The following is a 15150-nucleotide window of genomic DNA, read 5'->3' on the forward strand; positions in this document are numbered from 1 at the left end:
GTACTGCGGTCCAAGGTCGACGGTGCGATCAACCTGCACGAACTGACCGCCGACCACGACCTCTCCGCCTTCGTACTCTTCTCCTCCATCGCCGGACTCCTGGGCGGTCCCGGGCAGGCCAACTACGCGGCTGCGAACACCTTCCTGGACGCGTTCGCCGCCCGCAGGCAGGCGGCGGGTCTGCCCGGCAGCTCCGTGGCCTGGGGACTGTGGGCCGAGACCAGCGCCATGACCGGGCAACTCGGTCGGCAGGACCTGGCCCGGATGCGCCGCTCCGGCATCGCCGCGATGACGGCCGAACAGGGCCTCGCCCTGCTGGACACGGCGCTGAACCTCGCCGAGGCGAACCCCGCCGCGGTGCGCTTCGACCTCGGCGCACTGCGCCGGGCGGCCGAGTCGGGGGACCTGCCCGCACCCCTGCACGGCCTGGTACGCGCGCCGTTGCGTCGGGCGGCCGCGTCCGCCGCGTCCGGGGAGGGCACGCTCGCCCGGCAGTTGGCGGGGCAGTCCGAGACGGAGCAGGAGCGCATCCTGGTCGACCTCGTCCGCCGACACTGCGCCGCGGTGCTCGGGCACGCCTCGATGGACGCGGTCTCGTCCGAACGCGGCTTCATGGAGTCCGGCTTCGACTCCCTGACCGCGGTCGAGCTGCGCAATCGACTCGGGGCCGACACCGGACTGCGGTTGCCCGCCACGGTGATCTTCGACTGCCCGACCCCGCTGGCACTTGCCCGATACCTGCTGGAGGGGCTGGAGCCGGTGCGCGAGGCGGCCGCGGCACCGCTGCTCGGCGAGATCGACCGGCTCGAAGCGGCGCTCACCGGCTCGTTGCCCGCGGCGGGCGACGACCGGGCCGCCGTCCTGCGCCGGCTGCAGGCGCTGCTGTGGCGGTTCGAGGAGACCCCGGACGAGGCGGCGGCCGGCGCCGACGGCGACGACCGGCCGGGTGGCTTCGACGCCGTGACCGACGACGAGATGTTCAGCCTGCTCGACAAGGAGTTGGGGCTCGACTGACCCCATGACCGGCCGCACCCGTCGGCCGGCGACCGATCCGGACCCCTCTGCCTTCTGGAAAGCGTGGACGATGAACGCCAGCGACACCGAGCAGAAACTCCGCGACTACCTCAAGCGCGTGGCCGAGGAACTCCAGCAGACCCGGCGGCGCCTGAGCGCCGTCGAGGCGCGCGGCCGGGAACCGATCGCCATCGTGGCCATGTCCTGCCGCTTTCCCGGTGGGGTGCGCTCGCCCGAGGACCTGTGGCGGTTGGTGGCGGCCGGTGCCGACGTCATCTCGGACTTTCCCACCGATCGGGGCTGGGACGTCGAGGGGCTCTACGACCCGGACCCGAACGCGACCGGCAGGAGCTATGTGCGCCAGGCCGGTTTCGTGCACGACGCGGCCGACTTCGACGCCGAGTTCTTCGGCATCTCGCCGCGCGAGGCACTGGCGATGGATCCGCAGCAGCGGTTGCTGTTGGAGACCTCGTGGGAGGCGTTCGAGCGGGCCGGGATCGACCCGGCCGCGTTGCGGAGCAGCCGGACCGGGGTCTTCGTCGGGGCCGGCGCGACCCGCTACATCGAGAATCTGAGCGATCTGCCGCAGGCCGTCGAGGGCTACTCGATGACCGGGAACGTCGCCAGTGTGCTGTCCGGGCGGCTGTCCTACACCTACGGGTTCGAGGGCCCGGCGGTGACCGTGGACACCGCGTGCTCGTCCTCGCTCGTCGCACTGCACCTGGCCGCACAGGCCCTGCGGCAGGACGAGTGCTCCTTCGCGCTGGCCGGCGGGGTCACCGTGATGTCGGACCCGGCGCTGTTCGTCGAGTTCAGCCGCCAGCGCGGCCTGGCGCCCGACGGCCGCTGCAAGGCGTTCGCCGCCGCCGCCGACGGCACGGGCTGGTCCGAGGGTGTGGGCATCGTCCTGCTCGAACGGTTGGCCGACGCGCGACGCAACGGCCACCAGGTGCTCGCCGTGTTGCGCGGCAGCGCGGTCAACCAGGACGGGACCAGCAGCGGACTGACCGCCCCGAGCGGCCCGTCGCAGCAGCGGGTGATCCGGCAGGCGCTGGAGAACGCCCGGCTGACGGCGGACCAGGTCGACGCGGTCGAGGCGCACGGTACCGGTACCTCGCTCGGCGACCCGATCGAGGCGCAGGCGCTCCTGGCCACCTACGGTCGGGACCGCGACCCGGAGCAGCCGCTGTGGCTCGGTGCGCTCAAGTCCAACCTGGGCCACTCGGCCGCCGCTTCGGGGGTGGCGGGGGTGATCAAGATGGTCATGGCGATGCGGCACGGCATCCTGCCCAGGACCCTGCACGTGGACGCGCCGACGCCGCACGTGGACTGGTCGGCCGGTGCGGTGGAACTGCTCACCGAGGCACGCCCCTGGCCGGAGACCGGCCGTCCGCGCCGCGCCGCGGTGTCCTCCTTCGGTATCAGCGGTACGAACGCACACGTCGTCATCGAGCAGCCCGCAACGATCGCGGGGGAGCCCCGTGGCGAAGGCGAGGGCGACGGCGAGTTCGCGCACCAGGCCGCGGCGGCGACATCCGAGGCCACCCCGGGGCACGGCCTCATCCCCTGGCTGGTCTCCGCCCGTTCCGAACCCGGGCTGCGCGCCCAGGCCCGCCGGCTGCTGGACCACATCGCGGCGCACCCCGATCTCACCCCGCTCGATCTGGCCTACTCGCTCGCCGCGACCCGCTCGGCGCTGGACGTCCGCGGCGCCGTCCTGGGCGGCGACCGCGCGGAACTCCTGGCCGGACTGGGCGCCTTGGCCGAGGGCGCCGGTGATCCCGGTGTCCGGCGGGGCAGTGTGCGTCCCGACGGCCGCCTGGCGTTGTTGTTCGGCGGGCAGGGCAGTCAGCGGGTCGGGATGGGGGCGGAACTCCACGCGGAGTACCCGGTCTTCGCCGAGGCGTTCGACGCCGCCGTGGCCGGGCTGGACCGGGAACTGAGCGGCCATGTCGCGCATTCGGTGCGGGATGTGGTGTTCGGGGTGGCGGGTACCGAGGGTTTGTTGGACGAGACGGTGTTCACCCAGGCGGGTTTGTTCGCGGTGGAGGTGGCGCTGTTCCGGTTGGTGGAGTCGTTGGGTGTGCGGCCGGGGTTCCTGCTCGGGCATTCGATCGGTGAACTGGCCGCCGCGCATGTCGCGGGGGTGTGGTCGGCGGAGGACGCGGCCGTGGTGGTGGCCGCCCGGGGCCGGTTGATGCAGGCGCTCCCGAAGGGCGGGGCGATGGTCGCGGTCCAGGCCGCCGAGGCCGAGGTCCGGATCGCGCTCAAGAACCACGACCGCGCCGACATCGCGGCGATCAACGGACCCACGTCGGTGGTGGTCTCGGGTGACGAGGACGCGGTGGCGGCGGTCGCCGCGCACTTCGCCGAGCAGGGTCGCCGGACCAAGCGGCTGACCGTCAGCCATGCCTTCCATTCGGCCCGGATGGAGCCGATGGCGGCCGAGTTCCGGACGGTACTTCAGGGCGTCTCGTACGCGGCACCGCGGATTCCGCTGGTCTGCGACCTCACCGGCAGGATCGCCGATGCCGCCGAGTTGACCGACCCCGAGTACTGGGTGCGCCAGGTGCGCGAGCCGGTCCGCTTCGCCGACGGGATCACCTCGCTGATCGCCGAGGGGGTCACGGCGTTCGCGGAGATCGGCCCGGACGCGGTGGCCGGCGCGATGGCGCGGGAGAACACCGACCCGCAGGCGGAGGCCACCGTCGTGCCGTTCCTGCGCCGGGACCGCCCCGAGTCGCGGACCACGATCGGTGCGCTGGCCACGCTGCACACCGCCGGCATCCCCGTCGACTGGTCCGGCATGCTCGCCGCGCACGGCGGCCGGCGGGTGGAACTGCCGACCTTCGCCTTCCAGCGGCGGCACTACTGGCTGGCGACCGAACATCCTCCCGTGCGCACCGGGGGCGCCCGCCCGGCCGCCGCCGACGTCGACGCCGGGGCGCACCTGCGGTACACGGTGCGTTGGCAACCGCTCGCCGAACCGCCCGGTGCCCGAGCGATCGGCACCTGGCTGCTGATCTCGTCCCGCGCGGACGACCCGGCGCCGGCCGTGGCCGGTGGGCAGGCGTTGGCCGACCGGGGCGCGCACGTCGAACACCTGATCGTCGAGGCCGACGGGTGGAATCGGGCGGCGCTGGCGGCGAGGCTGGGCGAGTACGCCGATCTCACCGGTGTCGTCTTGCTCCCGAGCCGGGAATCGGCGGACGATGCCGGTACTTCCGAGCCGGGCTTCGGCGTGTCCGGCACCCTCGCCCTCGTTCAGGCGCTGTGCGACCTCGGCCTGGACGGTCGGGTGCGGATGTGGTGCCTCACCCGGGGCGCGGTGAGCACCGGCCCGTCGGATCCGCCGCGGCACGTCGACCAGGCCGGGATCTGGGGCCTGGGCCGCACCGTCGCCTTGGAGCATCCCACGCTGTGGGGCGGCCTGCTCGACCTGCCGGACACTCTCGACGAGCCGGCCTGGGCCCGGACCGCGGCGATGATCGCCGACGGCAGCGAGGACCAGGTCGCGGTGCGCGCCGCCGGGGTGCGGGTACGGCGGTTGGCCGCGGCGCGGGCGGTCGGCGACCACGCCGAGTGGCGACCCGCCGGTCGGATCCTGATCACCGGCGGCACCAGCGGGCTCGGCGCCCTGGTGGCCCGGTGGGCCGCCGAACGCGGCGCGGACGAGCTGGTGTTGGTCGGCCGGCGAGGCCCGGAAACCCCCGGTGTGTCCGACCTCACCGCCGAACTCGCCACGCTGGGCGCGCGGACGACCGTGGTGTCCTGCGACCTCGCCGACCGGGCCGCCGTGGCCCGGCTCGTCGCCGATCTGGACGCCGACGGCGAGCCGATCCGGGCCGTCGTGCACACCGCGGGGCTCGCCCAGGACCGTGCCGTCCTGGACACCGACCCGGGCACCTGTGCGGACATCCTCGCGGGCAAGGCAGTCGGCGCCGCCAACCTCGATGCGGTGCTGGGTGCGCGGGAGTTGGACGCGTTCGTGCTGTTCTCCTCCGTCGCCGGCACCTGGGGCGGCGGCGTGCAGGGCGTGTACGCCGCGGCGAACGCGACCCTGGACGCGCTGGCCGAGCAGCGCCGCAGCCGGGGACTGGCCGCGACCTCGATCGCCTGGGGGCCCTGGGCCGGACACGGCATGGTCGGCGCGGAGCACGACGCGGAACGGCTGGCCCGACGCGGCCTGCACGTGCTCGACCCGGACGCCGGCCTGGCCGCGCTCGCCCGCGCCGCCGGCAGCCGCGCGGCGACGGTGACGGTCGCGGACGTGGACTGGCAGCGGTTCACGGCCGCCTTCACCGCGATGCGACCCAGCCCGCTCCTGAGCGAACTCGGCGCCGGCGTCGAGCAGTCGGCGCGGGACGGCGGGCCCGGGAGCGCGGCGGACTCCGAACTCGGCCGCCGGCTCGCCGCGGCCCTGCCCGCCGACCGGCCCGCGCTCGCGCTCGACGCGGTGCGCACCCAGGTCGCGCAGGTGCTCGGGCATGCCTCCGCGCAGGCCGTCGACAGCGACCGCGCCTTCCGCGACCTGGGCTTCGACTCGCTCACCGCGGTCGAACTGCGCGACCGACTCGGCGCGTTGATCGGCTTCCCGCTGGCCGTCACCGCCGTCTTCGACCACCCGACATCGGCGGCGCTGGCCGCGCACCTGTGCGACGAACTGGCGGGGGAGGACCGGCCCGTCGAGATGGCGCCGACCGCCGGCCGGGCCGCGTCGGACGAGCCGATCGCGATCGTGGGCATGGCCTGCCGCTTCCCCGGCGGCATCGACTCGCCCGAGGACCTGTGGCGGCTGCTGGCCGACGGCGGCGACGCGATCGGGCCCTTCCCGGACGACCGGGGCTGGGACCTCGACCGCCTCTACCACCCGGACCCCGACCATCCCGGTACCTCGTACACCCGGCACGGCGGCTTTCTGCCCGGCGCGGCCGAGTTCGACCCTGGCTTCTTCGGGATCTCCCCGCGCGAGGCGCTGGCGATGGACCCGCAGCAGCGACTGTTGCTGGAGACCGTCTGGGAGGCGTTCGAACGGGCCGGACTGGACCCGGCCGCGTTCCGGGGCAGCCCCACCGGCGTGTTCGTCGGCGGCTCGCCCTCGGGCTACGGAAGCGGCGCACGCGGCCCGGACGGCGCGGAGGGCTACGCGCTCACCGGCAGCGCGGGCAGCGTGCTGTCCGGCCGGCCGGCCTACACCTTCGGGCTGGAGGGCCCGGCGGTGACCGTGGACACCGCGTGCTCGTCCTCGCTGGTGGCATTGCACCTCGCGGTTCAGGCGCTCCGGCGCGGCGAATGCGAGACCGCGCTCGCCGGCGGCGTCGCGGTGATGGCGATCCCGGCGGGCTTCGTCGAATTCAGCCGCCAGCGCGGACTGGCCGGGGACGGCCGCTGCAAGGCGTTCGCCGCCGGGGCGGACGGCACCGGCTGGTCCGAGGGCGCCGGCGTACTGCTGCTCGAACGGCTCTCCGACGCCCGGCGCAACGGACACCGGGTGTGGGCGCTGGTGCGCGGCAGCGCGATCAACCAGGACGGCGCCAGCAACGGGCTCAGCTCGCCGAACGGCCCCTCGCAGCAGCGGGTCATCCGACTCGCCCTGGCCGACGCCGGTCTGACGCCCGATCAGGTGGACGCGGTGGAGGCGCACGGTACCGGCACCACGTTGGGCGACCCGATCGAGGCCCAGGCACTGATCGCCACCTACGGCCGCGACCGGCCCGCGGGTCGGCCGCTGTGGCTCGGTTCGGTGAAGTCCAACCTCGGCCACGCGGCGGCGGCGGCCGGCATGGCGGGCATGATGAAGACGGTCATGGCGCTGCGGCACGGAGTGCTGCCCAAGACGCTGCACGTCGACGCGCCCTCACCGCACATCGACTGGTCGGGCGGCGCGGTCGAACTGCTGACGGAGCAGACACCCTGGCCGGACACCGGCCGACCACGCCGGGCCGGCGTCTCCTCGTTCGGGATCAGCGGCACCAACGCGCACGTGATCGTGGAACAGGCGCCCACGGAGCCGACGGACGCCGAGCCGACACAGCCCGAGCAGGTCCACCCCGAGCAGGTCCACCCCGAGCGGGTGCCCCCGGGCACCGGCGCGGACGAGCCCCCGGGCGCCCCGCTGCCGTTCCTGTTGTCCGCCGGCACCGAACGCGACCTGCGCACCGTCGCCGATCGGCTCCGCGCCCACCTCGCGCGGCACCCCGAACTCGACCCGGCCGACCTCTCCTTCTCGCTGGCCACGACGCGGACCCGGCTCGCCCACCGCGCGGTCGCCGTGGCTCGGGACCGCGACGGCCTGCGGCACGCGCTGGACGGACTCGCCGGTGGCGAGGCCCGCCCGGGTGTCGCCGAGGGCAGCGGCCCCACCCGCGATCGCATCGTCTTCGTCTTCCCCGGCCAGGGCTCGCAATGGGCCGGCATGGCCGCCGAACTGCTGGACCAGGCACCCCTGTTCGCCGAACACATCGAGCGGTGCGAGGCGGCGCTGGAGCGCTGGGTCGACTGGTCGTTGACCGAGGTACTGCGCGACCCCGCAGGCACCGCGCTGGAACGAGTGGACGTGGTGCAGCCCGCGCTGTGGGCCGTGATGGTCTCGCTCGCCGAACTCTGGCGTGCCCACGGCGTGCGGCCCGCGGCCGTGGTCGGCCACTCGCAGGGCGAGATCGCGGCGGCCTGCGTCGCCGGCGCCTTGACCCTCGACGACGGCGCCAGGATCGTCGCACTGCGCAGCAAGGCGCTCCTCGCCCTGTCCGACCGCGGTCTGATGGCGTCCGTCGCCATGTCGGAGGCCGAGGCGACCGAGCGGATCAGCGCGCTCGACGGCCGGTTGTCCCTCGCGGCGGTCAACGGCCCCGGCCAGGTCGTCGTCTCCGGCGAACCCGACGCGGTACGGGCCCTGGCCGCGGCGGCCGAACGCGGGCGCGTCCTCCCGGTGAGCTACGCCTCCCACTCGGCCCACGTCGAGGAGATCCACGATCGGCTCCGCACCGACCTGGCCGACATCGCGCCGGTCACCGGCCGAGTGCCGTTCCACTCCACGGTGACCGGCGCCCCGGTGGACACCGCCGAGCTGAACGCCGAGTACTGGTACGGCAACCTGCGGCACACCGTGCGCTTCGAGGAGACCGTGCGCGGCCTGCTGGAGCAGGGCTACGACGCGTTCGTCGAGGTGGGCCCGCATCCCACCCTGGTCACCCCGATCGAGGAGACGGCGGCGGCCCTGGGGCTCGCCCCCGCGGTGATCGGCAGCCTGCGCCGCGACCGGGGCGATCTCGCCCGATTCCTGCTCTCGGTCGGCGAGGCCGCCGTCCTGGGCGTGGTACCCGACTGGCCCACCTTCTTCGCGGGCCGCCCCGGCGTGGTCGACCTGCCGACCTACCCGTTCCACCGGCGGCGCTACTGGCTCGACGCGGCCCGCGATCCGGCCGGGGTGTCCGGCGCGCCGGCCGCCGACCCGACCGAGTCCCGGTTCTGGGAACTGGTCGAGACCCAGGACCCGCAGGCCCTGGCCGACCTGCTCGACGCACCCGCCGGGCAGCCGTGGCCCGCGGTACTGCCCGCCCTGCGCGCGTGGCGGCGACGCGCCCGCGAGCAGCGCACGGCGGACGGTTGGCGCTACCGCGACACCTGGCAACCCGCCCCCGACCTGCCCGCCGATCCGGCCGCCCCCAACGTGTGGCTGGCCGTCGTACCGGCGGACCAGGCACCGAACGGGCAACACGACGCACTGATCGCGGCGTTGGCCGAACGCGGCCTGAGCATCACCACCCTCACCGTCGACCCCGCCCACACGACCCGGGCCGAACTGGCCCGCAACCTCGAAGAGGCGCTGCCCGAGGGCGCCGGGCCGATCGGCCTCCTGTCCTTCCTCGGCCTCGGCGCCCACCCGCCGGCCACCGCGAACCCGGACGGCCTCACCGGCACGCTGCTCCTGGTCCAGGCCGCCGCCGACCTCGCCGCCGACACCCGGCTGTGGTGCCTCACCCGCGGTGCGGTCGCCGTCGACGGCGACGCCGCGCCCCCGGACCCGGACCAGGCCCGGATCTGGGGCCTGGGCCGGGTCGCGGCACTGGAACTGCCGGACCGCTGGGGCGGTTTGATCGATCTGCCGGACCGGCTCGCCGGCCCCGAAGCGGACCGGCTGCGTCGGGCCCTCGGCAACGCGGCGCACGAGGACCAACTCGCCATCCGGTCGGGCGGGATCCGGGTGCGTCGGATGGTGCGGGCACCGCTGCGTACGGCCGAACCCGTCCGGGACTGGCGGCCGTCCGGCACCGTGCTGATCACCGGCGACACCGGCCCGATGCAGATCCGGATCGCCCGAGGGCTGGTCGAACGCGGAGCCGAACACCTGGTCCTGGCCGGCCGGATCGCGCCCGACGCCGCCGCCCGCCTCGAAGCCGACCTCGCGGGCACCCGGTTCACCTTCGTCGACTGCGACCTGGCCGACCGGCAGGAGGCAGCCGCCCTGCCGGCCCGACTCGCCGCCGCCGGGCTGCGGATCACCGACCTGATCCACACGGCCGGCGACCCGGGCCTGGCCCCGCTGCTCGACACCGATGCCGATGCCGTGGCCGAGGTCCTGGCCGGCAAAGTCGACAGCGCCCGCCTCCTGGACGAGTTGTCGGACACGGACGAGTTGCGGACCGTCGTGTACTTCTCGTCCGTCGCCGGCTTCTGGGGCAGCGGCGAGCACGGCGCCTACGCGGCGGCCGACGCCCACCTCGACGCCCTTGCCCGCCGGCACCGCGCCGACGGCCGACACGCCCTGTCCGTGGCCTGGTCGGTCTGGGACCCGACGGCCGACGCGGACTTGGCCGACACCCCCGAAGCGGCCCGCGCCATCCGCCGGATCGGTCTGGGCGGCCTGCGCCTGCTCGACCCCGACCTCGCGTGGGCGGCACTGCTTCGGGCACTCGACCACGACGACACCTGCGTGACCGTCGCCGACGTCGACTGGCCGGTCTTCACCGGTGCCTTCACCGCCCGGCGACCCGGTCCGCTGCTCGACACCCTCCCCGAGGCCCGCGCCGCGCTCGCCACGCTCCACGAGGAGGCGCGCGCCGCCGCCGACACGGCCGACGAGCTGCGCCGCGAACTGGCCGAGTCGTCCGCCCCGGAACGCGAGCGTCGGCTCCTGGACCTGGTCCGCGCCCACACGGCCGCGGCCCTGGGCCACGACGGCGTCGAGGAGATCCGGCCCGAACGGGCCTTCAGCGAACTCGGCTTCGAGTCCATCACCGCCGTCGACCTGCGCAACCGACTGAACCGCCTCACCGGCCTCGACCTGCCGGCCACGCTGCTGTTCGACCACCCGACCCCGCTCGCCCTGGTGGACGTACTGATCGGCGAACTCCTGGAGGACGGGCTGGTCGGCGCCGCCTTCGTACACGCCGAACTCGACCGGCTGGCCTCCAAACTGGCCGCGGCCACGGTCGGCGACACCGACCGTGCCGGCATCGCCAAACGCCTTCGCACCCTGCTCGCCGGCTGGACCGGGACGAACGGCTCGACCGACGCGCCCGGTTCGAACAACGGCACCGAGGCGTTCGCCGCGCGCAGCGTCGCCGAGGAACTCGAAGCGGCCTCGGACGACGAGATGTTGGCCTTCATCAACACCCGGCTCCGACGCGGCACCCCGACCGGATGAACGCCACGACCCCAGGCCGGGCGCACGCCATGACCCCCGGCCGGCCGCCCGCCACGACCCGATTCGGCCCCACGAACACCGCGACCCCAGCACCGGAGGACTGCCGTGGCCAATGAAGAGACCCTTCGCGAGTATCTGAAGTGGGCCACGGCCGAACTGCACGACGCCCAGCAGCGGATCGAGGCGTTCGAGGCGGCGGCGGTGTCCACCGAACCGGTGGCGATCGTCGGCATGGCCTGCCGTTTTCCCGGCGGTGTCGCCTCCCCGCAGGATCTGTGGAATCTGGTCGACCGCGGCGAGGACGCGATCGGCCCGCTGCCCCGGGACCGCGGCTGGGACCTGGACCGGCTCTACCACCCCGACCCGGACCACCCCGGGACCACGTATGCCGCCTCCGGTGGCTTCATCCGGGACGTGGCGGGTTTCGACGCCGACTTCTTCGGCATCTCCCCGCGCGAGGCCGTCGCGATGGACCCGCAGCAACGACTGTTGCTGGAGACCTCGTGGGAGGCGTTCGAGCACGCCGGGATGCTGCCGGCCGCGCTGCGCGGCAGCCGGGCCGGCGTATTCATCGGCACCAACAACCTGGACTACGGCTGGACGGCCGGTCGGGTGCCCGACGAGTACGCGGGACACCTGACCACCGGCACCGCCGCGGCCGTGATCTCCGGCCGCCTGTCCTACCTGTACGGGCTCGAAGGCCCCGCGGTGACTGTGGACACCGCCTGCTCGTCCTCGCTGGTGGCGCTGCACCTGGCCGTACAGGCGCTGCGCACCGACGAGTGCTCGCTGGCCCTGGTCGGCGGCGTCACGGTGTTGTCGTCCCCCGGCCAGTTCCTCGGCTTCAGCGCCCAGCACGGATTGGCCGAGGACGGCCGCTGCAAGGCGTTCGCGGACTCGGCCGACGGCATGGGCCTCGCCGACGGCGTCGGCGTGCTCGTGGTCGAGCGACTGGCCGATGCCCGGCGGGCCGGCCACAAGGTGCTCGCGGTGGTCCGCGGCAGCGCGGTCAACCAGGACGGCGCCAGTAACGGCCTGACCGCGCCCAACGGCCCCTCGCAACAGCGGGTCATTCGGCTCGCGTTGGCCAACGCCGGTCTGTCGGCCGCCGATGTCGACGCGGTCGAGGCGCACGGGACCGGGACCCGGCTCGGCGACCCGATCGAGGCGCAGGCGCTGCTCGCCACCTACGGCCGAGGTCGCGCCGCCGACCACCCGCTGTGGCTGGGCTCGGTGAAGTCGAACATCGGGCACACCGGCGCGGCGGCCGGCGTCGCGGGACTGATCAAGACCGTCCTGGCCATCCGGGCCGGCACCCTGCCGAAGACCCTGCACGCCGAAGAGCGCTCGACCCGGATCGACTGGTCGGCGGGCGCGGTGGAGTTGTTGACCCGGGCGCGGGAGTGGCCCGTGGTCGACCGACCGCGCCGGGCGGCGGTCTCCTCGTTCGGGATCAGCGGTACGAACGCGCACGTGATCATCGAGCAGGCCCCGGACGCGGCGGTGCCGGAGGCCCCGGCGGGCCCGGCGGGGGAGGGGACACCCGAGACGTCACCGCGAGTCGCGCTGCCGTTCGTGATCTCGGCCAAGTCGGCGGACGCGCTGCGGGCACAGGCGGCTCGGCTGGCCGAATTCGTCACGGTACACGAGGAGTCGGATCCGGCCGCCGTGGCGTCGGCGCTGGTCGCGTCACGTGCGGTGTTGGATCACCGGGGGGTGGTACTGGCCTCGGGTCGTGCGGAGTTGTCGTCCGGGTTGGCGATGTTGGCCGCCGGGGAGTCCGGGTCGGGTGTGGTTTCGGGCGTGGCGCGGTCTTCGGGTCGGACGGTCTTCGTTTTTCCTGGTCAGGGTTCGCAGTGGTTGGGGATGGCTGCGGGGTTGTTGGGTTCGTCGCCGGTGTTCGCGGGGCGGGTTGCGGAGTGTGAGGCGGCTCTTGCGCCGTTCGTGGACTGGTCGTTGGTGTCGGTGTTGCGGTCGGGGTCGGAGGAGTGGCTCGACCGGGTCGACGTCGTTCAGCCGGTGTTGTGGGCGGTGATGGTTTCGTTGGCCGAGTTGTGGCGGTCGTTCGGGGTCGAGCCGGGTGCGGTGGTGGGGCATTCGCAGGGTGAGATCGCTGCGGCGTGTGTGGCGGGTGCGTTGTCGCTGGCGGACGCGGCGAAGGTTGTGGCGTTGCGGAGCCGGGCGATTCTGGAGATGGCCGGCTCGGGCGGAATGGCGTCGGTCGGTGTCCCGGTGGAGCGGGCCACCGCATTGATCGGGGAGTACGCGGGCCGGATCTCGGTCGCGGCGGTGAACGGTCCGTCCTCGGTGACCGTGGCCGGCGAGGGTGCCGCGCTGGACGAACTGCTCGCGGAATGCGGACGGTCGGACGTGTGGGCGCGCCGGGTCCCGGTGGACTACGCGTCGCATTCGGTGCAGGTGGAGTCCATCCGTGAGCGGCTCGTGACCGAGCTGGCCGATATCGAACCGGCGGTGCCGGCGGTCCCGTTCTACTCGGCGGTGACGGCGGAGCGGGTGGAGGGCGCGGCCCTGGACGCGGAGTACTGGTACAGCAACCTGCGCGAGACCGTGCGGTTCGAGGAGACGGTGCGGCTGCTGCTCGCGCAGGGCTTCGACACCTTCGTCGAGGCCAGCGCACACCCGGTGCTCACCACCCCGATCGAGAGCACCATCGAGTCCGCCGACGCCCGGGCGGTGGTGCTCGGTTCGTTGCGCCGGGGCGAGGGCGGGCCGGATCACTTCACCGCCGCCTTGGCCCGGGCGTACGCCGCCGGCCTCGCGGTGGACTGGTCGCCGCTGCTCGGCGACCCGGCCCGGCCCGGCCGCGGCACGGACCTCGACCTGCCGACGTACGCCTTCCAGCACCGGCGTTACTGGCTGCGCGACGTGTCGCTCGGCGGTGCCGACGACGCGGCCGGACTCGGACTCACCGGTGAGGGCCATCCCCTGTTGGGCGCCTCGGTGTCGTTGGCCGACGGGCAGGGATACCTGCTCACCGGGCGGCTGTCGTTGTCCTCGCACGCCTGGCTCAGGGACCACGCGGTCGCCGGGACCGTGCTGCTGCCCGGTACGGCCTTCGTCGAACTGGCCATCCGTGCCGGGGATTCCGTGGGTTGCGGCCACCTGGACGAACTGGCCCTGGAAGCACCTCTGGTGTTGCCCGAACAGGGCGGAATCCAGATCCAGGTCGTGGTTACGGCACCGAACGCCGACGGCGGCCGGGCGGTCTCCGTCTTCTCCCGCGCCGACGACGACCCGGACCGGGAGTGGACCAGGAACGCGTGCGGTGCGCTCCTGCCGGATGTTGTCACCGCCGCCGGGTCGGGCGAGGACGCCGATCCCGGCACGACGGCGTGGCCACCCGCCGGCGCCCGGCCGATCGAACTCGACGACTTCTACTCGGACCTGGCCGAGGTCGGCTACGCCTACGGCCCCGCCTTCCAGGGTCTGCGCGCGGCCTGGCGGGTCGCCGACGACCTGTACGCCGAAGTGGCGCTCCCCGTCGAGCACCGGGAAAGCGCCGGCCGGTTCGGGCTGCACCCGGCGCTGCTCGATGCCGCGTTGCAGGCAGCGGCGCTGACCGCCATCGGCGAAGGCGGTGCCGCGGTCCGCCTGCCGTTCGTCTGGAGCGGGGTACGGCTGCGGGCCTCCGGGGCGTCGTCGCTGCGCGTACGCCTGTCCGTGCGCGACGCGGACTCGGTGGCCGTGGAGGCCACGGACGGCACCGGCGGACCGGTGTTCTCCGCGCGTGGCCTCGTCCTGCGGCCGATCGCCGCCGATCGGCTCGTGCGTGCCGCCGACGATACGGCCGACAACCTCCTGCGCCTGGACTGGATCCCGGCCCCGGTGGCCGCGATCGAACAAACGGGTGCCGACGCCGACGACGTGACGGTGTTCGACTGTGCCCCCTCTGCGACCCCGGTCGGCACCGGGCTCGCGGACGCCGTGTCGGAGGCGGCGGCGCACGTGCTGCGCCGGATCCGGGAGTGGCTCGCGGCCGAGGGGCAGGCACGGTCGCGGCTGGTCCTGGTCACGCACGGTGCGGTGGCGGCCGGCCCGGGCGATGTGGTGGCGGACCTCGTACACGCGCCGGTGTGGGGCCTGATCCGGTCGGCGCAGAGCGAGCATCCCGGCAGGTTCGTCCTGGTGGACACGGACGACAGCCCGGCCTCCGCAGCCCTGCTGGACGCCGCGACGCGCAGCGGCGAGACACAACTCGCCTTGCGCCAGGGCGAGTTGCTCGTACCCAGGTTGGCCCGTCTCGGCGGCCCCGGCGACGCACTGGTCCCGCCGGCCGGAGCCTGGCAGTTGCACACCGCCGGCACCGGGACGCTGGAGGGCCTGGCCCTCGGGCCGGCACCGCAGGACGCCGAGGAGGACCGACTCGAAACGGGTCGGGTGCGGATCGCGGTGCGGGCGGCGGGGCTCAATTTCCGGGACGTGTTGATCACGCTGGGGATGTATCCGGGTGCCGCGTCGATGGGTGGCGA

At 74.1% G+C, this 15150-nt stretch carries 3 protein-coding genes; all 3 read left to right on the forward strand.

Going from position 1 to position 15150, the window contains the following annotated elements; all coding sequences use genetic code 11:
- On the forward strand, nt 1–1014 hold a 1014-nt coding region (locus ABZ374_RS46885; protein ID WP_360324519.1), incomplete at its 5' end, for a beta-ketoacyl reductase.
- 70 nt (nt 1015–1084) lie between these two features.
- Nucleotides 1085–10660 carry a type I polyketide synthase gene (locus ABZ374_RS46890; protein ID WP_360324521.1) on the forward strand — a complete coding sequence of 3192 codons (9576 nt, stop codon included), beginning with the start codon at nt 1085–1087 and terminating at the stop codon, nt 10658–10660.
- A 105-nt stretch (nt 10661–10765) separates the two neighbouring features.
- Nucleotides 10766–15150, forward strand: a 4385-nt coding sequence (locus tag ABZ374_RS46895; RefSeq protein WP_360324523.1) for an acyltransferase domain-containing protein, incomplete at its 3' end; no start/stop codon positions are given.

The organism is Embleya sp. NPDC005971, from assembly GCF_040629175.1.
Classification (GTDB): domain Bacteria; phylum Actinomycetota; class Actinomycetes; order Streptomycetales; family Streptomycetaceae; genus Embleya.